The organism is Gordonia sp. HS-NH1, from assembly GCF_001418765.1.
Taxonomy (GTDB): Bacteria; Actinomycetota; Actinomycetes; order Mycobacteriales; family Mycobacteriaceae; genus Gordonia.
This window is the reverse complement of sequence record NZ_LIYC01000011.1, coordinates 83,315-106,178: the sequence shown is the minus strand read 5'-3', so window position 1 is coordinate 106,178 and position 22,864 is coordinate 83,315. Positions and strand designations below refer to the sequence as shown.

At 68.7% G+C, this 22,864-nt stretch carries 22 protein-coding genes and 1 pseudogene; 10 read left to right on the top strand and 13 right to left on the bottom strand.

Annotated elements, in window-relative coordinates:
- The first annotated feature begins 55 nt into the window (after positions 1 to 55).
- From AMD30_RS10530 to AMD30_RS10500, 7 genes are all read left to right on the top strand, one after another.
- Entirely contained in the window at positions 56 to 709 is a 654-nt protein-coding gene (locus tag AMD30_RS10530) for an Rv3235 family protein (protein ID WP_055475614.1), read from the top strand.
- 84 nt (positions 710 to 793) lie between these two features.
- Positions 794 to 2,281, top strand: a complete 1,488-nt coding sequence (locus AMD30_RS10525; protein WP_055475592.1) for a wax ester/triacylglycerol synthase domain-containing protein — start codon at positions 794 to 796, stop codon at positions 2,279 to 2,281.
- Positions 2,278 to 2,844: a DUF6912 family protein gene (locus tag AMD30_RS10520; protein WP_014927777.1), complete on the top strand. Its 567-nt coding sequence runs from the start codon at positions 2,278 to 2,280 to the stop codon at positions 2,842 to 2,844. The genes AMD30_RS10525 and AMD30_RS10520 overlap by 4 nt, the downstream gene beginning before the upstream one ends.
- Before the next feature lie 75 nt (positions 2,845 to 2,919).
- Positions 2,920 to 4,035 carry a ferredoxin reductase gene (locus tag AMD30_RS10515; RefSeq protein WP_010842165.1) on the top strand — a complete coding sequence of 372 codons (1,116 nt, stop codon included), beginning with the start codon at positions 2,920 to 2,922 and terminating at the stop codon, positions 4,033 to 4,035.
- Between the two features lie 82 nt (positions 4,036 to 4,117).
- Positions 4,118 to 5,260 (top strand): GNAT family N-acetyltransferase, encoded by a 1,143-nt coding sequence (locus AMD30_RS10510; protein ID WP_010842164.1) that lies wholly within the window; start codon positions 4,118 to 4,120, stop codon positions 5,258 to 5,260.
- A 281-nt stretch (positions 5,261 to 5,541) separates the two neighbouring features.
- Positions 5,542 to 6,891, top strand: coding sequence for a fatty acid desaturase family protein (locus AMD30_RS10505; RefSeq protein WP_055475591.1), 1,350 nt, complete (start codon positions 5,542 to 5,544; stop codon positions 6,889 to 6,891).
- A 72-nt stretch (positions 6,892 to 6,963) separates the two neighbouring features.
- A complete protein-coding gene (locus AMD30_RS10500) occupies positions 6,964 to 8,163 on the top strand; it encodes a fatty acid desaturase family protein (protein ID WP_055475590.1) in 1,200 nt (399 codons plus the stop codon).
- A gap of 12 nt (positions 8,164 to 8,175) precedes the next feature.
- On the opposite strand, the gene rsgA is transcribed toward AMD30_RS10500, so the two are convergent.
- The 4 genes from rsgA to AMD30_RS10480 form a co-directional block, all read right to left on the bottom strand.
- A complete protein-coding gene (gene rsgA, locus AMD30_RS10495) occupies positions 8,176 to 9,225 on the bottom strand; it encodes a ribosome small subunit-dependent GTPase A (RefSeq protein WP_055475589.1) in 1,050 nt (349 codons plus the stop codon).
- 22 nt (positions 9,226 to 9,247) lie between these two features.
- On the bottom strand, positions 9,248 to 10,546 hold the full coding sequence (gene aroA, locus AMD30_RS10490; protein WP_055475588.1) for a 3-phosphoshikimate 1-carboxyvinyltransferase: 1,299 nt from the start codon (positions 10,544 to 10,546) through the stop codon (positions 9,248 to 9,250).
- A gap of 103 nt (positions 10,547 to 10,649) precedes the next feature.
- Entirely contained in the window at positions 10,650 to 11,033 is a 384-nt protein-coding gene (locus AMD30_RS10485; RefSeq protein WP_014927770.1) for a VOC family protein, read from the bottom strand.
- A complete protein-coding gene (locus tag AMD30_RS10480) occupies positions 11,034 to 11,267 on the bottom strand; it encodes a hypothetical protein (RefSeq protein WP_010844631.1) in 234 nt (77 codons plus the stop codon).
- Positions 11,268 to 11,421: 154 nt separating this feature from the next.
- On the opposite strand from AMD30_RS10480, the gene AMD30_RS10475 reads away from it, so the two are divergent.
- Entirely contained in the window at positions 11,422 to 11,799 is a 378-nt protein-coding gene (locus tag AMD30_RS10475) for a cupin domain-containing protein (RefSeq protein ID WP_010844630.1), read from the top strand.
- A 28-nt stretch (positions 11,800 to 11,827) separates the two neighbouring features.
- Here AMD30_RS10475 and AMD30_RS10470 read toward each other — a convergent pair whose 3' ends face one another.
- Positions 11,828 to 13,537 (bottom strand): nucleobase:cation symporter-2 family protein, encoded by a 1,710-nt coding sequence (locus AMD30_RS10470; RefSeq protein WP_055475587.1) that lies wholly within the window; start codon positions 13,535 to 13,537, stop codon positions 11,828 to 11,830.
- A gap of 76 nt (positions 13,538 to 13,613) precedes the next feature.
- Here AMD30_RS10470 and AMD30_RS10465 point away from each other — a divergent pair, with 76 nt between their 5' ends.
- Positions 13,614 to 14,147: an NUDIX domain-containing protein gene (locus AMD30_RS10465; protein ID WP_055475586.1), complete on the top strand. Its 534-nt coding sequence runs from the start codon at positions 13,614 to 13,616 to the stop codon at positions 14,145 to 14,147.
- A gap of 35 nt (positions 14,148 to 14,182) precedes the next feature.
- On the opposite strand, the pseudogene AMD30_RS10460 reads toward AMD30_RS10465, so the two are convergent.
- The 5 genes and pseudogenes from AMD30_RS10460 to AMD30_RS10445 form a co-directional block, all read right to left on the bottom strand.
- A pseudogene (locus tag AMD30_RS10460) lies at positions 14,183 to 14,794 on the bottom strand (TetR/AcrR family transcriptional regulator); the annotation flags it as partial.
- 41 nt (positions 14,795 to 14,835) lie between these two features.
- Complete coding sequence (locus AMD30_RS10455; RefSeq protein ID WP_055475584.1) at positions 14,836 to 16,668, bottom strand: hydroxysqualene dehydroxylase; 1,833 nt, start codon at positions 16,666 to 16,668, stop codon at positions 14,836 to 14,838.
- 160 nt (positions 16,669 to 16,828) lie between these two features.
- Positions 16,829 to 17,164: a hypothetical protein gene (locus AMD30_RS24995; RefSeq protein WP_156354217.1), complete on the bottom strand. Its 336-nt coding sequence runs from the start codon at positions 17,162 to 17,164 to the stop codon at positions 16,829 to 16,831.
- 293 nt (positions 17,165 to 17,457) lie between these two features.
- Positions 17,458 to 17,889 (bottom strand): chromate resistance protein ChrB domain-containing protein, encoded by a 432-nt coding sequence (locus AMD30_RS10450; RefSeq protein ID WP_055475583.1) that lies wholly within the window; start codon positions 17,887 to 17,889, stop codon positions 17,458 to 17,460.
- Positions 17,886 to 18,362 carry a Chromate resistance protein ChrB gene (locus AMD30_RS10445; RefSeq protein ID WP_055475582.1) on the bottom strand — a complete coding sequence of 159 codons (477 nt, stop codon included), beginning with the start codon at positions 18,360 to 18,362 and terminating at the stop codon, positions 17,886 to 17,888. Before AMD30_RS10445 ends, AMD30_RS10450 begins: the two co-directional genes overlap by 4 nt.
- Positions 18,363 to 18,534: 172 nt before the next feature.
- Here AMD30_RS10445 and chrA point away from each other — a divergent pair, with 172 nt between their 5' ends.
- A complete protein-coding gene (chrA, locus tag AMD30_RS10440) occupies positions 18,535 to 19,995 on the top strand; it encodes a chromate efflux transporter (protein WP_156354214.1) in 1,461 nt (486 codons plus the stop codon).
- Between the two features lie 9 nt (positions 19,996 to 20,004).
- On the opposite strand, the gene AMD30_RS10435 is transcribed toward chrA, so the two are convergent.
- From AMD30_RS10435 to AMD30_RS10425, 3 genes are read right to left on the bottom strand one after another with little or no spacing between them, the layout of a single operon-like run.
- Positions 20,005 to 21,510: a PH domain-containing protein gene (locus tag AMD30_RS10435; protein ID WP_055475581.1), complete on the bottom strand. Its 1,506-nt coding sequence runs from the start codon at positions 21,508 to 21,510 to the stop codon at positions 20,005 to 20,007.
- Positions 21,497 to 22,027 carry a PH domain-containing protein gene (locus AMD30_RS10430; RefSeq protein ID WP_055475580.1) on the bottom strand — a complete coding sequence of 177 codons (531 nt, stop codon included), beginning with the start codon at positions 22,025 to 22,027 and terminating at the stop codon, positions 21,497 to 21,499. Before AMD30_RS10430 ends, AMD30_RS10435 begins: the two co-directional genes overlap by 14 nt.
- A 53-nt stretch (positions 22,028 to 22,080) precedes the next feature.
- Positions 22,081 to 22,842 (bottom strand): SDR family NAD(P)-dependent oxidoreductase, encoded by a 762-nt coding sequence (locus AMD30_RS10425; protein WP_010844619.1) that lies wholly within the window; start codon positions 22,840 to 22,842, stop codon positions 22,081 to 22,083.
- Between the last annotated feature and the right edge of the window lie 22 nt (positions 22,843 to 22,864).

The window sequence follows — 22,864 nt, the reverse complement described above, 5'->3', positions numbered from 1 at the left end:
CGGTTTTTTTTCGTACTTGATGGAACCGGGACGACGCCTGGTGCGTCCAATCCCCATGCGTCCACTCCTCACGGGTCCTGAACTCGCCCACACAGGCACATCCGGGCCACACGAGCCCCGGCCGATGCAGACACCGCGGGTCCGGGTTCGTCCGGCCCCGCCGTACGAGCCCGACGGTCCGGTGGTGACGGCAGTCCGCACGGTTGCCCATGTCCCCTCGCCCCGTCCGTATCCGGCAGCCGCCCCCAGCACGACGTCGGCACGCAAGACCGCGTCGGCCGCCGCCGAGGCTCGCCGCTTCACCGTGGCGGTGTCCCGGGTGCTCTTCGAGGTGCTCGACCGACGCCGCTCGATCGCCCACCTCGGCGATGTCGTGGCGCCGGCGGTCGCCGACCAGATCGCGGCGCTCGTGCGGCACGACGCCTTCCGCATTCCCGAGGCACCCGGCCCCGGCACATCCGGGACCGGCCCGGCGCCCTCGACGACGCAGGTCCCGACCGGGAACGTGCTGCGGCGGGTGCATGTCCAGTTGTGCGATCCCAGCGCTGCCGAGGTGTTCGGGTCATATGAGGGCGGGGGACGGACCCGGGCGTTCGCCGGACGCATCGAGCGCAAGCCGATCCGGGTTCGAGGTGCTATGCCCGCGGGCCGGCGCTCACTGGTTCGCGTCGAGTACCGCTGGCAGCTGGTCGCGCTCGAGTTCGGCTGACAGTGCGCGTGGCCGAACGTTCATCGCGCGGCCATCGCGCTGCGCCGACCACGAAACCCAGCATCGGCGATTAGGATCGGCGACGTGGTCACCCGTCTGTCGCCCCGCGACGCGATGTACTACTTCCTCGACGATTCGCGTTCGACGACCCACCTCGGGGCATTGCTGATCGTCGATCCCGTGGCCGAGCGCGACACCGCGGGCGGTCCCGAGCCGTCCGGCCATGCGGCGCGCGAGTCGATGTTCGACTACTCGCGTCTGGTGTCGCTGGTGGAGAACCGTCTGCAGCTCATCCCGCGGTACCGCCAGACGGTTCGCGAGGTGACCCTCGGACTCGCACGCCCGGTCTGGGTCGACGACCGCGACTTCGACATCAACTTCCACATCCGTCGTGCCGGCCTGCCCCGTCGAGGTGAGAGTGTCGACCTCGACGACTTGGTCGCCCGCGTGATGTCCCGGCCCCTCGACCGCACCCGACCGCTGTGGGAGATGTACCTCATCGAGGGTCTCGCCGACGGCCGGCTGGCGATCCTCACCAAGTCGCACCGATGCCTCATCGACGAGCACGGGAGTCGCGAGATCAGCGAGGTCATCTGCGACGGCGCCGAGGCGGCCGAGCCGCTGCCCGAGGAGTTGTGGATGCCCGGGTCGCCACCGGGGGGCACCAACCTCGTCGTCGGCGCGCTGGCCGAGGCGCTCGCGCGGCCGGGCGACCTGGTGGACACGATGCTGCACGGCAACGGGATCGTGTCCGAGATGCGCGCCGCGATGGGCACGACCGTGCGACGCGTCGGAGATGTGGTGTCGCAGCTGAGCGACTCCGCACCGCGCAGCCCGCTGAACAATCCGGGCACGACGACCCGGTCCATCACGACCGCCCGGTTGCCGCGTCGTGGATGTGCGAAGGTCGCCGAACACCACGGGTGCACGATCAACGACGTCGAACTCGCGATCATCTCCGGGGTCATGCGCAAGTGGATGCTGTCGTTCGATCCGGCGGAGGTACCCGCCGACACGGTGCGCGTGGTGGTCCCGTTGTCCGCGCGCGATCCGGGAGTGGAGCGCACCGCCGAGCCCGAACCCGGGTGGATCGGCGTGGGCAAGCCGAGTTTCGTGACGGATCTGCCGGTGGGAGAGAGCAATCCGGTGGTTCGGCTGTCCCAGGTGGCGGGACTGGCGGATCGGTACGCGCAGTCGTCACGACGGATGACCCTCGGCCCGAGTCCGTTGTTCCCGGAGCTCGGTGCGGTGCCCTTCCCGGAGTTCAGTTCGCGGGCGTTCCGGTCGCTGAACAGTCGTGCCTACAACGTGCCGGTGGCGATGAGCACCGCCCCCGTCCCGGACCGGTTCGTCCTCGGCGCACCGGTGTCGCAGATGTTCTCGATCCCCACCCTCGTGTCGCAGCGTGCACTGGCGATCAGCATCGTCGAGTACCGTGACCAACTGCACTTCGCCTTCGTCGCCGACCGCGGTGTCATCGCCGATCTGCCGGCGATGGCCGATTACGTGTACGAGTCCTACGAAGAGCTGACCCAGCCCTACCGCGAGCCGACAGGAGCAATCGACGAATGAGGGTGTACCTGCCGGCGACGTTGGCGATGGTGTCGCGACTGACCACTGACGGCGAGTTCCGTCCGCTCGGTGGTACCGGCTTCGCGCTGACGCCCGCGCTCCGGGAGGCCTTCGTGTCCGGGGACGACGAGGAGCTGTCCGAGGTCGCGTTGCGCGAGGCCGCGCGGGCATCGCTGCGCCTGCTCGCCGGGGAGGCGCCGGAGCCGGGCGATGTGGATGCCGACGCCGATCTCGCCGCCGACGAGGCGGTCACCTCGCCGGGGGACACCCCGCGCCTGCCGCCGCGACGGGTGGTCGTCGCGGCCGATGTCGAGGACGTGACACCGCGTCCCGATCTCGACGACGCGGTGGTCAAGGTCTCCGGTGCCGTACCGCTGTCGGCGATCGCGTCCGTTCACGTCGACGTCGCCGAGGCGGAGCCGAAGGTTCGGGCCGCGGTCGTGGTGATCGACGCCGCCGACATGGGTGACCTCGATGCCGAACTCGCCGTCGGTGACGTCGAGGACTTCGACCTCGCGTGGTACGCCACCCAGGAGCTGCCTTTCCTCCTCGAACTGCTCTGAGCCGGCACGCCAACCTACGGTTCCGTAGGTTACTGTGTGTCCGACACGCTCCCGACGTCGAAGGCGGTTAGTGAGATGGGCTTGCTCGAGCGATTCGAGGAACCGGTTTCGGGGGTCGCGGCCCGCAGCCGCGGCGCGCAATGGGCGCGAGCCGCGCTCACCCGGATCACGACGCCGCTGCTTCCCGACGACTACCTCCACCTGGCGAATCCGCTGTGGTCGGCCCGCGAACTGCGCGGCAAGGTCGTCTCGGTGACCCGGGAGACCGAGGACACCGCGACGATCCGCATCCGGCCGGGATGGGGCTTCTCCTTCGACTACGTGCCCGGACAGTACGTCGGCATCGGCGTGCTGATGGAGGGTCGCTGGGCATGGCGGTCCTATTCCCTCACCTCGACCCCCGATTCGTCGGCGAACGACAAGACGATCTCGATCACGGTCAAGGCGATGCCCGAGGGATTTCTGTCGAGCCACCTGGTCAACGGCCTGACGCCCGGTACGGTCGTTCGTCTCGCCGCACCTCGCGGCGAGTTCGTACTGCCCGACCCGCTGCCGGAGAAGGTCCTCTTCGTGACCGCGGGAAGTGGTCTCACGCCGATCATCTCGATGCTGCGCACCGTCCGGCACCGGGGCCAGCACACCGACATCCGGCTCATCCACTCGACGCCGACTCCGGCCGACCTGCTGTTCGCCGACGAGCTCGGTGGCCTGGCGGCCGACGGCATCGTCGACCTGCACGTGCAGTACACGCGCTCGGACGGGCAGATCACGCCGGAGGTCCTGCCGTCCCTCTGCGCGGACTGGCGCGAGCGCCAGACCTGGGCGTGCGGACCCGCCGGGTTCCTGGACGGCTTGCAGCGCCTGTACTCGGAGGCCCATCTGGCCGAACGCCTGCACATCGAGCGGTTCGCGCTCGAACGCGGCGTCGTCGGGGCCCAGGGCGGCACCGTGACGTTCTCGCGGTCGGGGAAGTCGGCGGCCGTCGACGGTGCGACCACACTGCTCGAGGCGGGGGAGTCGGCGGGCGCGATCATGCCCTTCGGATGCCGGATGGGGATCTGTCAGAGCTGCGTGGTCATGCTCGACAAAGGATGTGTGCGCGATCTGCGTTCGGGCGTCGAGCATGTCGAGGGCGAACGGATCCAGACCTGCGTCAGCGCCGCGGCGGGGGATTGCACCCTCGACGTCTGACCGGGGAGTTCGTCGCGAGCCGCTCGTACCGACCGGTGACCCGGTAGGGTGAACGACGTGCGTGGCGAGAGGACACCGGCCCGTGGAAACGCCGGCGAAGGCACCCGTGAGAGCTGAGGCTTCGGTCCCCAGCCAGATCCCCGTCCTGAGTGACGGTGGGGTCACGTTGCGGCCGCATGAGCCCCGCGATCTCGATCGCATGGTGGAGCTGGCGGCAGATCCGGCCATGATGCGGTGGACCCCGATCCCGGCACCGTACAGCCGCGCGGCGGCGGAGCGGTTCGCGCTCGACTATGCGCCCCGGAGCTGGTCGGACGGAACCCGGATGCTGTGGGCCGTCGAGTTCGACGGCAGGTTCGTCGGCACCGTCGACATCGAGGGCGAGGGCCCGCTCACCCGACTCAGCTACGACCTGCACCCCGACGCCCGGGGATGGGGCGTGATGAAGCGCGCCGTCCTGCTGGCCGTGAACTACGCGTTCGGTGAGGCCGGCAAAGAGGTCGTCCGCTGGACGACGGTGGCCGGCAACATCGACGCGCTGCGGGTGGCCCATTCGTGTGGATTCCGCCTCGACGCCGCGGTACAGAACGGTGTCGAGGTCCGTGGTCACATCCGCGACGCCTGGGTGGGATCGCTCCACGCAAACGACCCGCAGCACCCGAAGACCGACTGGCGGACAGACGTTTTCGAGACCGATCGGTTCCGTCTCCGGCCGCTGGCGGAGACCGACGACCCGCGGATCCGGGAGACGCTCGACGACCCGGCATCGCGCAAGTACCTGTTCGCACGCCCCGATCCGTTGGAACTCGAGCATGCCGCCGCCGAGCGGCTCCGCAAGTGGTGGACCGCCGCGCAGGGTACGACGTGCACCTGGGCGGTGGCCGACCGCGAGACCGACGCCTATCTGGGCGACATCACGCTGCTGCACATCGACGAGGTCACCGGGGCCGAGGCCGGCTTCTACACGCATCCGGAGGCTCGGGGGAAAGGTGTTCTCGCCGAGGCATTCCCGGCTGCGGTCCGGTACGCCTTCGACAAGCTGGGCTTCCGTCGCCTCACCCTCTTCGCCGCAGACAGCAACGAGGGCAGCAAGAAGCTCGCCCGCAACGCAGGCTTCCGGGAGTTCGGCACCCAGAAGCTCGCCGCCCGATCCGCAGGCGTCTTCGAGGACCTCATCGGCTTCGAGCTGTTCCGCGACGATTACGAGGCCAACCGCAACAAGTGACGGCTCCTGCCTGAGGCCCCTTCGTCGACTGGGCGTCGTTTTTCGTTGACTGGGCGTCGATCCCCGTCGACTGTGCGTCAGTTCGCGTCGACTGGGCCTTGACCGGTCCCGCGGCCGGATGTCCCGGGCCGGCTGAGCCCCGTCGAAGCCCTCGTCACACTCACTGGACACATCGCCGTAGCTAACCTACGCTTGCGTAAGTTACGGAAACGTAGGCGTAGGCAGCGGTCACCGGCGCACCTCGAATGCGCGCGACCGACCACCGGCGAAGGGAACCACACATGGCGATCTCCGACATCCCCGAATACGCACATCTGACCGAATCCGACGTGGCCGCTCTGGGAGCGGAGCTCGACGCGATCCGCGCCGACATCGAAGCCGACCGCGGCGAGCGAGATGCGCGATACCTGCGCAACACGATTCGTTTCCAGCGCGGCCTGGAGGTCGCCGGTCGTGTTCTGCTCTTCGGCTCGACCCGTCGATCGGCGTGGTGGGCGGGTGCGTGCACGCTGGGCGTCGCCAAGATCGTGGAGAACATGGAGCTCGGGCACAACGTGATGCACGGGCAGTGGGACTGGATGAACGACCCGGAGGTGCACAGCACCACCTGGGAGTGGGACAACACCGACCCGTCGGCGCACTGGAAGCACACCCACAACTACATCCATCACAAGTACACGAACGTGCTCGGCATGGACGACGACGTGGGCTACGGTCTGCTGCGCGTCACCCGCGATCAGCGGTGGCGTCCGTTCAACTACGGAAACCTGGTCTACAACACCATTCTCGCGCTGGCCTTCCAGTACGGGGTCGCCGTGCAGCACCTCGAGCTGGGCAAGAAGCGCAAGACCCCCGAGGCGCAGGAGGAGTTCCGGCGCAATCGCAACGATGTGCTGTCGAAGATCGGCAAGCAGGTCGCCAAGGACTATCTCGCGTATCCGGCGCTGGTGAGTGCCGCCACCGGGCACAAGGTCGGGTACGGCCGCGCGTACGCCAAGGCCGCGACCGCGACCGCGCTCGGCAACGTGATCCGCAACGTGTGGAGCAACGCCGTCATCTTCTGCGGACACTTCCCCGACGGCGCGGAGAAGTTCACCAGGCAGGACATCGACAACGAGACGCAGGCCGAGTGGTACCTGCGCCAGATGCTCGGCAGCGCCAACTTCGACGCCGGATTCGCCCTCGCCTTCATGAGCGGCAACCTGTCGTACCAGATCGAGCACCACATCTTCCCGGACCTGCCCAGCAACCGGTACGCCGAGATCGCGGTGCGGGTGCGGGCACTGTGCGACAAGTACGACCTGCCCTACACCTCGGGACCGTTCCCGGTGCAGTACGCGAAGGCATGGCGGACGATCGCCAAACTGTCGCTCCCGGACAAGTACCTCTCCGCGACCGCAGACGATGCGCCCGAGACGGCGTCGGAACGTCGCTTCAAGCAGGGGCTCCCCGACGGTGCCCGACTGCAGGCGACGGTCGACGAGACGACCGGCGCCCGCCGCGGGCTGCGCTCGGCGATCGACAGCCTGCGCTCTCGTCGACGCGACAAGCTGGTCCGCTCGCTGCGCAGCCGTCCGGGCCGTGTCGATGTGTCCGAGGACAACGTCCGCCGCGACGACGAGGCCGCCTGATCCGCGCAGGTCAGACGGTTGCAGTTGTCGGACGAACCGCTTGTGCGGACGGCGAGGGCATAATGAGGCGTAATGGCAATCACTGACATCAACGAGTACGCGCACCTGACCGACGCCGACGTGGAAGCACTCGGCGCCGAGCTCGACGCGCTCCGTCGCGAGATCGAGGCGGACCGCGGGATGCGTGACGTCCGATACCTCCGGCGGACGATCTTCGCGCATCGCGCCCTCGAGGTCGCGGGTCGCGCCGCGCTGCTGGGCAGCCGCTCCCGGCCCCTCTGGCTGCTCGGTACCGGTGCCCTCGCGCTCTCGAAGATCATCGAGAACATGGAGCTCGGGCACAACGTGATGCACGGGCAGTGGGACTGGATGAACGACCCGGAGGTCCACTCGACCACCTGGGAGTGGGACATGGTGTGTGCCTCCCCGCACTGGAAGCACTCCCACAACTACATCCATCACAAGTACACCAACGTCCTCGACATGGATCACGACGTCGGGTACAAGACGTTGCGCGTCACTCGCGACGAGCCCTGGCAGCCCAAGATGCTGTTCCAGCCGCTCACCAACATCGTGCTCGCCGCGTTGTTCGAGTGGGGCATCGGCCTGCACGACCTCGACCTGAAGGACGCGCTCACCGGGAAGAAGTCCCGAGAGGTGGCTCTCCCGCAGCTGAAGGTCTTCGCACGCAAGGTCGGTAAGCAGCTGGCGAAGGACTACCTCCTGTTCCCGACGCTGTCGGGCCCGAACTTCAAGCACACGCTGACGGCGAACCTCACCGCGAATCTGATCCGCAACGTGTGGGCCTATGTGGTGATCTTCTGCGGGCATTTCCCGGACGGCGCGGAGAAGTTCACCGCGGACACGCTCGAGAACGAGACGCAGGGTCAGTGGTATCTGCGGCAGATGCTCGGCACGGCGAACTTCAACGCCGGCCCCGCCATGGCGTTCTTCAGCGGCAACCTGTGCTATCAGATCGAACACCATCTGTATCCGGACCTGCCGAGCAATCGGTACGCGGAGATCGGCGTCCGGGTGCGCGAGCTGTGTGACAAGTACGATCTCCCGTACACGACCGGATCGATTGTCGTGCAATACCTTCAGACGTTGCGCACGATCAACAAGCTCTCGCTGCCCGATTCGTTCCTACGCGCGACGCCCGACGACGCGCCGGAAACCGCGTCGGAGAAGCGTTTCGCGGGGATGACACCGCGCGCGAACGGCCTCAAGACCGCCATCCGCGAGCTGCGCGCCCGTCGACGTCGGCGCTGACGGCTCGCACCGTCAGTGCGGCTGCTGTGACTCCGGGGACCGGGGCTCCTCGACCGGGTCACCTTCGCCGCCGCTGACCGCCACCAGTAGGTGGCGCACCGCCATGGCGCGTCGGTACGAGTGACCGGTGAGCTCGTCCAGGCTGCACTCCGGGTCCGCCGGCGGGCCCAGATGGGTACAGCCCCTGGGGCATTCGGCGATGGCGGACTGCAGATCATCGAAGGCGGCGACGATGTCGTCGGGTCCGACGTGCGCGAGTCCGAAGGACCGGATGCCGGGTGTGTCGATCACCCAGCCGCGCGGGCCGGTGTCCTCGGGCAGTGCCAGTGCCACCGACTGTGTCGAGGTGTGCCGGCCCTTGCCGACTCCCGACACCACGCCGGTCGCTCGATACGCATCCGGCACAAGGCGATTGACCAGTGTCGACTTGCCCACCCCGGAATGGCCGATGAACGCGGTGATCCGGCCGCGCAACGTCGCGAGGATCTCGTCGAGCGGGTCGTCGCGACCCGCGCACACCACCGGTAGGTCGAGATCGGCGAAGGCCGCGGTGAACTCGGTCGGATCGGCGAGGTCCGACTTGGTCAGGCACAGGATGGGGGACAGGCCGCCCACATACGCCGCTGCCAGCGCGCGTTCGACGAACCCGGTGCGCGGCGGCGGATCCGCCATGGCGGTCACGATGAGGAGCTGGTCGGCGTTCGCCACGACGATCCGCTCATAGGGATCGGAGTCATCTGCGGTGCGACGCAACACAGTTCGACGATCAGCGACCCGGACGATCCGCGCCAGCGAGTCGGGACGGCCGGACAGGTCGCCCACCACGGACACGTCGTCGCCGACGACGATCGGCGTGCGCCCCAGCTCGCGAGCCCGCATGGTGACGACGCGTCGGGCCGGGTCGCCGCCGAGTACCACGCCCCAGCGGCCGCGATCGACCGACACCACCATCCCCTGCTCGGCGTCGTCATGCGAGGGCCGCTGTTTGGTGCGCGGCCTGGTGCCTTTGCCCGGACGGACCCGGACATCGGATTCGTCGTAACTCGCGGCCCGGCGACTCACCGGGAGGCCCGTTCCCGTCGGGTCATAGGCCCTCGATCATTTTCTGCCACATGGCCGGGAAGTCGGGCAGCGTCTTGCTCGTCGTCTCGATGTCGGCGACGATCACGCCGGGCGTCACGAGGCCGATGATCGCGCCCGCGGTCGCCATCCGGTGATCGGCATAGGACTCCCATGTGCCCCCGTGTAAGGGGGCGCCGGCGGTGCCGGTGATGCGGAGGCCGTCGTCGGTCTCGGCACACGTCCCACCCAGGCGGGTGATCTCCGTGGTGAGTGCGGCGAGCCGATCGGTCTCGTGCCCGCGGAGATGGGCGATCCCCGACAGCACCGACTGCCCGTCGGCCAGCGCGCACAGCGCGGCGATGGTGGGGGTGAGCTCGCCGATGTCACGGAGGTCGAGGTCGACCGCCTTGAGTACCTCGGGTCCGCGAACCGACAGCGTGCCGTCGAGATTCTCCACGGCGCAACCCATCGCGGCCAGCACGTCCGCGATCCGCGCGCCGGGTTGGGTGGTCACGGCGGGCCAGTACGGCACTCGGACGGTTCCGCCGGTCACCGCCGCCGCGGCGAGGAATGCGGCGGCGTTCGAGAGGTCGGGTTCGACCGTCCAGTCGACGGCCGCGATCGGTCCGGGTGCGACACTCCAGACATCGGGTCGCGAGGTGTCGACGACGACTCCGGCCGTCGCCAGCATGTCCACGGTCATGTCGATGTGCGGGGTCGACGGGACGGCCGGCCCGACATGCCGGACCACGACGCCGGCGTCGAACCGGGCCGCCGACAACAGGAGTCCCGACACGAACTGCGAGGACCCGGACGCGTCGATGGTGACCTCGCCGCCGGGAACGGTCCCGCTGCCGTCGACGGTGAACGGCAGCCGATCACCGTCGACGGCGACGCCGAGTCGTCGCAGTGCGTCGAGGATCGTGGTCTGTGGCCGCTCGCGCGCATGAGGGTCGCCGTCGAAGAACACCCGACCGGTGGCCAGGGCGGCGGCCGGAGGTAGGAAACGCATCACGGTCCCGGCGAGGCCGCAGTCCACCGCGGCACCGTGGAGGGGTCCGGGTACGACAGAGACGGTGGTCTCGCGGGCGGGGTCGATCCTGATCTCGGCGCCCAGTGCCTCCAGCGCGGCCAGCATCAGATCGGTGTCGCGGCTCCGGAGCGTTCCGCGGACGGTGGACGGTCCATCGGCGAGGGCGGCGAGGACGAGTGCACGGTTGGTGATCGACTTCGAACCCGGCAGCTCCACCGTCGCGTCCAGGCCGCGTCCGGCGGGCGCATCGTGTCCTCCGGTGACCGTCGGCGCGTTCCAGGAACTCATGGCGTCCAGTCTGTCATGGTGCGTGCGCGACCTCGGTCGCCGATCGACCCGGAGGCCCGGGTCCGCCGGACGTCCTGCCGCGTGCGGTGAGCGGTGTGGACGGCTATCGCGTGTCCTTGCGCAACGGGTGATCGGCGGGGATCTGGACGACGATGAGGGTGCGGCCGTCCGGATCGCTCGCGTGCATCTCGATCAGACCCCAGGGCTCGGTGCGCGGTTCGCGGGTGACGGGGACGCCGCGCTCCCGAAACTGCTCGGCGACGGCCTCGGCGTCGCGGACTTGCAGCCAGAGAACGGAATCGCTCGTCGCAGGGGGTGCGTCGGTCGCCATGTGTGTCGAGATCTCGATGAGTCCGTTGCCCGCGAAGAAGACGACGCCACCCGGATACTCGCGGTGCACCGGCAGCTCGAGCCGGTCGCGGTAGAAGGACTGCAGGCGTTCGGGATCGGCCGAGAGCAGGAGCACCCGGCTGGACAACACCTCCATCTACTGCCCCTCGGTGCTGCCGGCCGAACCGCCGAGCGCGTGGCCACGATTGACGTCGCTTCCGTGACTCGCCGCGTCGTAGGCCGCGCGTTCGCGAGCGAGTCGGTCGGTCTCGCCGATCGGTGCCGAATCGCCGAACGCGAACGCGGAATCGTGGGGCCACTCGTGCGGGAGATCGGGGTCGACGATGTCCGCATCGTCGTGTGCCGGGTCGGGATCTTGTCTGGAGGACATGGCTTCCACGATAGGCCGAACCGGAGCCCTCGCGGGGGATCCACGACCGACGTGCTTCGATGCGCGATCGTGCGGTCGTCGCAGTACAACCGCAAGGTCGCGGGCCTAGCGTTGTCCTGGTCGGGCGTCCAGCACGCGATCACCGGGAGGGATCATGACCAGCACCGAGCACCGAACCGAACACCGAGCCTTCGCCGAACCCGACGAGGTACGCACGTTCGGGCACGGCCAGATAGACATAGTCAGCGTGGGGCATTCGGACATCGGCCGGATGACCCTGCAGCCCGGCTGGAGGTGGTCGGTCGACGTCAAACCGATCGCCGGCACCGAGCTCTGCGAGGCGCCCCACTTCCAGTACCACGCCGCCGGCGTCCTGCACGTCGTGATGGCCGACGGAACCGAGTTCGACGCGGGCCCCGGGGAGATCACGTCCCTGCCCTCCGGTCACGACGCCTGGGTGGTCGGCGACGATCCCGTGGTCCTCGTCGACTTCTACGGCGCCAGCAACTACGCCAAGCAGCAGCACGGGTGACGCCCGTGCCTCGGGGGACGAAGCCGGGTCAGGACCCGCGCCGGGAGAATCCGCCTGAGGTGTAACCGTCCCAGGTGTCGAAGAGCCGCAACACCTTCGGGTCGCCGAGGCTCTTGATGTGGTCGGCCAGGTCCTTGGGCGTCGCCGGATTGGTGACGATGAACGGGTGCAGCGACGGGTCGTGTTCGGCCAGATAGCGGAGGGTGTCCGCCGGGGTGTCGGGGTCTGCGGCCGCCAGCGCGTCCCGGGGGTCGAAGGCGGCGGCACGAACGCCGTCGGCGCCGGAGAGGTCGGTTGTTCCATCGGGAGTGCCGACCACCGCGATGTCCCCGGTGTTGTGGTAATCGACCGGATCGGCGGAGACACTCCGCGTGTTCAACAGGAGGTTCAGCACGATCGCGGTGAGGGCGCCGGCGGAGATCCCTGAATGGAAGATGGTCTGGAACCAGTCGGGGAACTGGGCGTAGAGATCGAGGACGACGTTGACCGGCTCCTCACCGAGTTCGCGGTCGGTGTAGTAGATCTTGGCCTCGGTCAGCATCGCCACACCCACCGAGATGGCGACGACCAGGATGTTGGTGTTGTTGAGCTTCGCCTTGGCGAGCGTCCGGATGCCGCTGGCCGCGACCATGCCGAACAGGGCGACCCCGGCGCCGCCGAGCACCGGCAGGGGTATGCCCTCGATGACCGCTGCCATCTTCGGCAGGAGGCCGAGGACGACCAGGATGATGCCCGCGCAGGTCGCGACGTGGCGAGTCTTCACGCCGGTGATCGCGACGAGGCCGACGTTCTGGGCGAACGCCGTGTACGGGAAGGTGTTGAACACGCCGCCGAGCGCGGTGCCCAGGCCGTCGGCGCGCATGCCGTCGGCGAGCTTGCGGGGTGTGATCTTCTTGTCGACGATCTCGCCGACGGCGACGATGTCCCCGGTGGTCTCGGTCATGATCACGACGCCGACGATGATCATCGAGACGATCGCGCTGATCTCGAAGGTGGGTGCGCCGAACTGGAACGGCTGCGGGATGCCGAGCCAGGGGTACTCGCCGACCTGATCCCAGTGCGTCATCCCGAACGGGATCGAGATCAGGGTGCCGGCCGCCAGGCCGAGCAGGATCGACACCCGCCGGATCGCCGGGGGCGCGAATCGCTCGATGCCGATGATGACGGCAAGGGTGAGGAAGCCGAAGGCGATGTTCTTCGGGTCGCCGAAGTCGGGACCCGCGGCGGTGCCCCCGCCGAACCAGCCTGCCGCCACCCGCATCAGGGACACCCCGATGATGAGGATGATGGTCCCGGTGACCAGCGGCGGGAAGAAGCGGATCAGTCGTCCGACGATCGGTGCGACCGCGATCATGAACACGCCGCACGCGATCACCGAACCGTAGATGGCGGTGATGCCGTACGACGTCCCGATGGTGATCATCGGTCCGACGGCGGCGAAGGTCACACCCTGCATCAGCGGGAGGCGCACCCCGAACCGCCAGAAGCCGACCGCCTGCAGGATCGTCGCGATGCCGGCGACGAAGAGGTCGGCCATGATCAGGTGCACGATGTCGCCCTGTTGGAGCTGACCCGCGCTCACCATCGCCCCACCGACGATGAGCGGTACCGCCACCGCTCCGGCGTACATGGCCAGCACATGCTGCAGGCCGAGGGGGAAGAGACGAACGAAGGGTGGGATCTCGTCCACCGGATGCGCGGCGGTCTTCCCGTTCTTGATGACGCCCAGAACCGACATGGGTCGATTTCTACGGCTCGCAGGTTTCCGGAATTGAGCAGCCGTGTATCGGCGGCGTTTCCGGCAAGATATATCGGTGACCGCAACCGCTTCCCGCTGCAGCGCGGGCATTCTGCTCTATCGCCGGGCGCCCGCGGACCGCGCCGGCGTCGAGGTCCTCCTCGTGTTCCCCGGTGGCCCGATCTGGGCGCGCAAGCCGGATGCGGGGTCGTGGTCGTTGCCCAAGGGGCTCGTCGAACCGGGGGAGGACGAGTGGGCCGCCGCCCGGCGTGAGTATGCCGAGGAGATCGGGAGCCCGGTACCGGATGGCCGGCCGATCGAACTCGGCGAGGTGACGCTCAAGAGCGGCAAGCGGGTGATCGGTTTCGGCGTGGCGGGTGACCTCGACGTCGCGTCTGTCGTCAGCAACACGTTCGATCTGATGTGGCCGCCCCGGTCGGGCCGGATGCGGGCGTTCCCGGAGATCGATCGCGCCGAGTGGTGTTCGACCGATCTCGCGCGGACCAGGCTCAATCCCGCTCAGGTCCCGTTCGTCGACCGGCTGCTCGAGGCGCTGGCATCGTCCGGGGACGTGGCGGACTCGGGGGACCCGGCGGCCCCGGCGGACTGAGGCGACGACTCGGCGGACCGGGTGACCCCGGCGTCGCCGAGGAGGTACACGCGGGTGAGGTCCCGCCACAGGGGGAGGTGGGGATCGGTCGTCGGGTCGCGCCGGTCGATGAGGTAGGTCGTCGCCGCGCCGCGCATGCTTGTCAGGAGCAGCGGATACAGATCCGCGTAACGCGGCGACGCGGTGAGCTCGGGACCGAGGAAACCGGCCACCGCACGTCGCACGGTCTGGCCGATCTCACGCTCGGTCGGTAGCAGCGCCGTACGCAGATTGGCATTGGTCCGCGCGGCCACCCACAGTTCCATCGACGCGACGAAATACGGCTGGTGGAAGGTCGACCACCCGACGTCGGTGGCCAGCGCGATGCGCTGGATCGGATCTGCCGGCCAGTCCACGCGACTGGGCAGTTCGGCGATCCGGGTACGGGCGAGGTGTCCGACGGCCGCCATCAGCAGCGCGTCGCGCGAGGGATAGTGGTGCAACAACCTGCCCCGGCTGACGCCCGCCTCGTTCTGGATCGCGACCGTACTGGCGGCGGCGTACCCGCTGTCGACGAGGACGCGGATCGCGGCATCGAGGATGCGGGTCTGGGTGACCCCGCTGCGTTGCTGCCGCGCGCGCCGGGCGGCGCCGGGGGAGGTGGTCACGGAGGCATCGTAGTTCGGAGCGTCGCTGATTATCGACGGCCTCAGACGTCGAGGATGTGCGGGAGTCCCGCCCGGTAGCGATCGCGATCGATCTGTTTCAGCGGCTCGAGCATCGGCAGCTCCCAGAGCGGGAACACGGTGGCCGCGCGGGCGGGGCTGTCGGCGGCCGCGATGATCGCGTTGGTCACCCGACGCCCGGATTCGTTGGCGCCTTCCATCGTGGCGAGATCGATGTTGCTCCGGACGTGGTCGCCGCCGATGAACAGATTCGGGATGGATGTGTAGGCGTTCGGTCGGTTCTTGTACGAGCCGGCGGTGTTCACCATCAGCGGGGTGGCGTTGGCGATCGACGGCGACCAGGTGATGCCCGGGTCGAGGGACCAGGTGACGATCTCCTCCGACCGCAGGATCTTTCGCGACCCGGAGTTCATCGCGCGGCTCATCTGTGCCCACACCTCGCGCGCGATCTCGTTCCGGGTGCACTGCCTGGCGGGTTTGCCGTAGAGGATGCCCGGCTTCTCCCATTCCGAGATGTCGATGGACAGACAGTCTTTCACCCGGCCGTCCCCGTAGGTACGCGCGAAGTCGACGTTCCACGGACGGGCCTGGAAGAGCCCGGTCAGCGCCCACGGAGTACCCAGCGCCGCGATGTGGCTCGGCGGCATGTCGGCGCGCCGGGAGAGGAAGTACTGGATGCCGACCATCCAGTCGTCTTTCAGGGCATGAATCCCGGCCAGCGACGGGTCGGCGCTGATCAGCTCGGGCGACAGCAGCGGACGGAGCCGGTCGATCGGCATCGCGGCGACGTACCAGTCGGCATCCACCGACGCGCCCGAAACGAGTTGCGCACCGCTGATCCGGCCGCGGGCGAGAGTCAGCCGCGCCAGACCGGTCCCCATCTCGAACCGGACGCCACGACGGCGGAGGTGGGCGACCCAGGGATCGATCCACGCATGGTTGGTGGGGCGGTTGAGGATCCGGTCGACTCCGCCGTGCACGAGCCCGGCGTCGTAGCCGCTGATCAGTCCGGTCGCCGACGTGGCCAGGGCGAGTCCGATCTGGCCGATGGTGCGGGCCGACGCGGTGTCGGGTTTGGCCGCGACGAGTGCTCGCGTGAGCGCTCCGACGAGGTATCGCTGGTAGGCCCGGGACTTGCCCTTGGACTTCACGAACTGCATCCAGGACTGGTTCTCCCACTGGCCGATCCGGCGCTCGGTGCAGCTCGTCGCGATGATCAGCTCGCGGGTGACGAAGAAGGCGAGTTCGGGAGGCGGGACATCGACGACGAACTTCAGCCCGGTCATGAACGCGTTGCGCAGGTTGTCCAGCGTCACGATCTCGGGCGCGTGTTGGACAAAACCCATGATGGATGCCGGGGCGGTGGTCGGCGCGTATCCGGCGTCGTCGAAAGCGATCACCGCTGACTCGACGTCGACGAGATGCCGATCTCGAACATTGCTCGCGCCCAGCGGAATTCGCTCCATGGTGTCCGGCACGTGTTGGTAGCAGCCGGGGAAGAACCGGAAACCGTGCTCGCCGGGGAGCGCGAGGCGCCCGCCCCGCGCGGTGCCCGGGACGTCGTGGCTGTAGGCCTTGCCTCCGAGCCGGGACGGTTCGTAGACCGTGACCGCGAAGCCCCGTTCGACGAGTTCATGTGCCGCGGACAAGCCGGCCATCCCGCCGCCGAAGATCGCGACGTCGCGACCGCGCCCGCGGCCGTGACGTGGCACCGCCCGTGCGGTGGGTACGCCGACGCCCGGCAACGCCACCGCGGTTCCGGCGAGCACCGCGGCGGCCGCCGACCCGCGCAACACGGATCGACGCGGAAAACCGTTCGGAGATTTGAGTTTCGAGTTGGAATTGGCGTCCGTCATCCCCACGACCCTTCGTCGACACGATCTCGGCCGACCGAGAACAGTCAGCGTTGACTCATCTGGTGTGATGTCTACCACAGCGCGAAAGCGGGTCGGACGGTTTTGGCGAATCGTCTCAGTCGGTCGGTGTCGGCGTCCCGGCGGTGGGATCGCGGTCGGCCTACGCCGGCGGCTGGTCGCGCACGATGGTGAGGTGCGGCCGGGTTTCGGCGGTGGGTGCCGGGTCGGTGTCGATGCAGTCGGGACAGAAGTCGGTCAGGCCGGTGGTCGACCATCCGGCCTCTCCGAGCACTGCGTCGATGCGTGCGGCGCGCTGAACTGCGGATATCCCTCGTCCGCCGGTGATCCTCACCGATATCTCGGCCCCGCATCCGTCACAGCGCACCCGTAGTGTTTCCCCCATGAATGCAGGATGGCACACTAGACGATGCAGTTGATCGAACTTTTCGGGGGAAGAGAGCGCGATGTTCGTCACCACGCCGGCCGAGATCTTCACGGCCGCAGACCGGTCACGAGTGGGCCGCGGCTCAGCGTCGGCGGCCGGAGGTGCGTCTCGACGGGGACCTCTGTGCGCGCATGCCGGCCGCCGCGTGGGCGGTCTATCTCGAGGCGCTGGACCTGCCGGACCTGGCGCAGCGGGTACGCACCCGGCTGCCCCTGTCCTACTCGGACCTGGCCGACCCTCCCGATGCACGGCGAGCAGGGTCCACGAGGCACCGGCGGGCATCGTGAGTGCCACTCGGAAGCGGTCTGTGCATCTACCACGACCGCGCCCCGTGGAGCACTCGCTCACGACGGTTCGCGGCCGGTGAGGGTGCGCTGGCGGTAGTACTCGTACAGGCCGTCGAAGATGGCGTCGGCGACCTGGAGTGTCCGGGTGTCGTCGCCGGAGAGTGACAACCCGCGGAGGACGACGTCGAGTCCCGGTGCCTCCGGGGCGTCGTACCGGTCGTCTTCGATGTCGGCCTCGTGGACGATCTCGGCGATCGCCCACAGGACGGGGTCGCTCAGGTCGTGCCTGCGCAGGATTGTCTCGAAGGTGCAGTCGCCGTCGTGATGGCCCAGCTCGACCCCACGCATGTCGAAAGGGGTGGCATCCGAGGGGATTTCGGTGGGATCGGTGACGAAGACGAACTCCGCGGCGGGATCGACGTAACGGCGGATGAGCCATGCGCAGGCCGCCCGGTCGATGTGGACGCCGGCGCGCGTCGCCCACCTCATGACGGCCGCGCCGGTTCGGCCTCGACGACCTGGTCGGCCAGGGTGCGGAGCGCTTGGCGGGCGGTCTCGCGCGATTCGGTCGGAAAATGATCCCGGCGGGTGATCTCGCGGAACCTGCGACGCAGCGCGCCCAGCTGTTTGGCTGGGTCGGCGTGCTCGGCCACGTGTTGTGCCTCGGCCACGATCTCGGCGTACTCGGCGCCGCGCGCCTCCTGGAGTTCGGTCCGGATCCGTTCGAGCTCAGCCGGATTGGTGGGCGCGGCCTCCCAGACCTCGCCCGAGCCGCCGGCGTTGACCGCGTCCTCGGCCACCCATTCGAGTTGTTCGCGGGTTCGGGGGCTCGCGGGCAGCAGGACCACCCCGTCGGTCAGCTGGTATGCGCCGTACCTGCGGAGTTTGCGCCAGATCGCGATTCGCGGCGTCGACGGCTCCCGCGGTACCCGGTACACGAGCATCACCCAGGCTTCGGTCACCGATCACCTCCTCGACATGTCCATCAGATCATGCAACGGCAACCGATGTCGTGACCCGTCGCTCACCGTGCATCAAAACCTGGACAACTCGATTGTAACCGTGGTTGCATCTGCTGGAGTTGCACGACGGCCGTGGCACCAGAAGCCCGCGGCACGCGAGAGAGGGTTGGGTGTGGCGATGTCGGAGAGATCCGGTCTGCCCGGAGGTTCGGATTCGTCGAGGCGGTCGGAGGTGCCGTCGGAGTCGGTGGCCGGTGAGTCGGCTGGTGGCGGGACGGGCGCAGTGGTCGACCCGTCGGCGGGTGTGTCGTTGCGCACCGCGACCTGGGCGTGGTTCCTGATCTCGCTGCAGACCTTCGGAGGCCCCGCGGGCCAGATCGCGGTGATGCAGCGCGCGCTGGTCGACGACCGGCGCTGGATCGGTCAGCGCCGGTTCCTGCACGCTCTCAACTACTGCATGCTGCTGCCGGGACCCGAGGCGCAGCAACTCGCCATCTACGTCGGCTGGCTGCTCAACGGCACCGCCGGGGGATTGATCGCCGGCATCCTCTTCGTCTTGCCGGGCGCGATCGCGATCCTGGGACTGTCGGCCGTCTACGTCGCGTTCGGGGCAACCACCATCGTGGCCGCGCTGTTCGCCGGTATCGGCCCGGCAGTGCTGGCGATCGTCGCCCAGGCGGTCACCCGGGTCAGCAAGCGGGCACTCACCGGGCGTATCCAGATCGCCATCGCCGTCGCCGCATTCATCGCGCTCGCGGTCTTCGCCCTTCCCTTCCCGATCGTCATCGCGGTGGCCGGCCTCGTCGGCTGGTTGACCGGCCGCCACCATGTCACCGCCCGTGCCGAGACATCGGACGACGGGCCGGCGCCGGTCATCGCCGACGACGCGATCCACACGGCGTCCCCGAGCTGGCGTCGCGCCGCGATCGTGCTCGGCGTCGGTGTGCTGGCCTGGGTCATCCCGATGGGCATCGTCGTGGCAACCACCGGGACGGGCAGTGTGTTCACCCAGCAGGGCACGTTCTTCACCTGGACCGCCCTCATCACCTTCGGCGGTGCCTATGCCGTCCTGGCCTACATAGCCCAGCAGGCGGTCGACGTCTACGGCTGGGTCACCCCCGGTGAGATGGTGCGCGGACTGGGACTGGCCGAGACGACGCCCGGCCCCCTCATCATGGTCGTCCAGTTCGTCGCGTTCCTCGGCGCCTACCGCGATCCCGGCGGACTCGATCCCTGGGTCGCGGCGACCATCGGTGCGCTGTTGACCACCTGGGTCACGTTCGTGCCGAGTTTCGTGTTCATCTTCCTCGGTGCACCGTTCATCGAAAAGCTGCGCAACAACCGGCATCTCACGTCCGCGCTGAACGGCGTCACCGCGGCGGTGGTGGGCGTGATCGCGAACCTCGCCCTCTACTTCGCCCTGCACACGCTCTTCCGCGACACCACGGTCGTCACCGCCGGACCGCTGCACCTCGCGGTTCCGCACCTCGACACGCTGCGGCCGCTCGCGGTCGTGATCACGGTGATCGCCTTCGTCCTCATCTATCCGCTCAAGCAGTCCGTGCTCCGCACCCTCGGCGTCTGCGCGGTGCTCGGATTGCTCGCCGCCGCGGCCGGCCTGCCCCTGTACTGACCGTCGAGGTCAGCGTGTGAGGAACGGGCGGATCCAGTCGGGCGAGACGTCGTGGGCCACGGCCGCCGCGGTCTCCTCCTCGACGTCGACGAGCGCGTAGTGCTCGGCGCCCGCGGCCGTGGCGAGGATCAGCGTGGTCACGCCGCCCCGGCGTTGGAAGAGCGACGTGCGGCTGGCCCAGCCGATCACGCCGTCCCGGTCGACGACCACGCGTTGCCGGGCGACGCTCGGCGGGGCGATGACCACCGAGCGAGCCGTCAACCGATGTCCGAGATGACGGGCGCGGACGACGCCGAGTGCGGTCGAGGAGAGGACTGCGACGACTCCCAGCACGAGCCAGGGTGCCGGGATGGCGCGGGTGACGACGGCGATGCCGATGACGATGAGTGCGGCGGCCCCGCACAGGAATCCGCGGTTGAGGCGGCGCAACCGGGCGGTGGTGCCGTGTCCGACGAGCGGTGTGGTCAGCTCGGTCCGTTCGTGGGTGACGAGTCCGGCGACGCGCATGGCCTCGTCGATGGGTGCCGGCGGGAGCAGCAGGGGGTGTTTGGTGCTGCCGGTGGCGATCGCCTGCAGCCGAGCACCTTTCAGTGGCCGCATGAGTACCGGCTCGGTGAGGTGACTGCCACGGATACGCCGCTCGTCGAAGCTGATCGCGTTGGTGGTGAGCAGTCCGCGTTCGGTGCGCAGGGTCCCGTCGGGATGGCGGAGGAGTCGGAAGTTCCAGTAGTTCAGGACGTACCCCAGGACCGACAGGACGCCGCCGACGATGATCACGAGGAGGCATGCCCCCAGGACGACGAATCCGATCGCGGTGTCGCGCACCGCGTCGACGGCGTCGCGCGCGATGCCGATCCCCTCGTCGAAGACCCCGGCGTCGTTGGCGATCTGCGCGGTGAGGCCGGCCGCGCCGGCGGCCAGCGCGAGCCCGGCGACCGAGAAGGGGGAGTAGCGCAGCCAGGAGGTCTGGAACCGGGCCAGCACCTCGGCTTCGGGTTCCGCGGCGGCCGGATCGTCGGGATGTGTCCCGTCGGCCGGCGATGACGGTCCCCGGTGGGTGCGCGTCGCCATCAGGTTGTCGTGCAGTGCCCGCGCCTGGTCCACGGGGAGAGCGGTGAGGACGACCGTCGACGACTCGTCGTCACCGCCGGTGCCGATCTTGACCTTCTGCAGTTTCAGCACGCGGTGCACCGGGGAGGCCGTGAGGTCGACACTGCGGATCCGGTCCCGGCGCGCGGTCGCGACCTTGCGGGTGATCAGTCCGCTGCGCACCCGGACGTGTTCATCGGTGACCTGGTAGCGCGTGGTCAGCCAGGGCACCACCGTCACGAACGGCACGATCACCGCCGTGGCGATCAGGGTGAAGAGCGGTGCGCCCGAACCGGCGAAGACCAGCGCGATCACGACCGGCACCAGGGAGGGCAGGAGTTCGACGGGTTTGACCGCCATCATCCACGGCGACAGCCGGTGCCAGTCGTCGGGCCCGTCGACGGCGAACGGCTCAGGTCGCGTCATCGGTGAAAGCCTGTGTGCGGATGGTCAGGTCGGCGGCGGTCGTCCGCGCGACCTCGGCGTCGAGGCCGGCGATGTGGATGGTGCCGGCCGATGACGCCGTGGTGACGGTGAGCGTCGCCAGCCCGAGGAACTGCTCGAACGGGCCGGCCTCGGTGTCCACCACCTGTATTCGGGCGATCGGGATGATCACGCGGTGCCGGACGAACCAGCCCGATTGCGAGTACACCGCGTCGTCGCTGACCTCCCAGCGGTGAAAACGGTAGCGCCACACCGGGACGACAGCGGTGTAGACGACGGCGAGCACGGCGATGAGAATGGCCCCGAGCACCGCGGCCCAACGCGCCTCGTCGACGACCACGGCCACGACGACGGCGGCGACGACGCCGAGTGCACCGAGGACGAGAGGGCCGATGCGCCACAGGGTCTTGGCGCGCGGATCGACCCGGTTCGCCGGCTCGCGCAGGGTCGGGTGTACCTCGGAGTGCGCCGGCAGCGGTGGATCAGATGAGGGGTCCATTGCCGTCAGTCTAGGTGTGGAAGAGCCGGTGTCGCCGTCGGACCGACGTCGCGCTAGGTGACCGTGATCCCGCCGTCGACGGGGAGCGTCTGACCGGTGACGTATCCGGCGGCGGCCGAGGCCAGCCAGATCGCGGTGGCCGCGAGTTCTTCGCCGTGTCCGGTGCGGCCGAGCAGGACTCGCGGCATCTGTGAGTCGAGGTATCCGGGCTGGTAGGTGTCGGTCATCTCGCTCTCGAAGAAGCCGGGGGCGATGGCATTGACCCGAATGCCCTTGCGCGCGCCCCATTGCTGGGCGAGGTCTCGGGTGAGGCCGATGACGCCGGCCTTGCTCGCCGCGTAGGCCGCTTGCGGCAGCCCGGCGGTGGTGATGCCGAGGATCGACGAGATGTTGATGATGGCGCTTCCCGGCTGCATGACCCGCCCGCAGGCCTGGGCCATCCAGTACGAACCGTTCAGGTTGACGTCGATGACCGCGCGGAACTGTTCGGGTGTCTCGCGGGTCGCGGGGAATGCCGTCCCGACACCGGCATTGTTGATGAGCACATCGACCTTGCCGAAGGTTTCCATCGCGGCGTCGACGACGCGCTGACACTGGTCGGGGTCGGCCACGTCGGCGGGTACCACCAGCGCCTTGCGTCCCAGCGCCTCGACCGCCGCGGCGGTGTCGGCGAGCTTCTCCGCCCGTCGGGCGGCGAGCACCACGTCCGCGCCGGCCTCGGCGAAGCCACGCGCGAACGAGACCCCCAGCCCGGACGAGGCGCCGGTCACGATGACCACCTTGCCGGTGGTGTCGAACAGATCCATCACGGACATCGTTGTCTCCCTTGGGTACTCG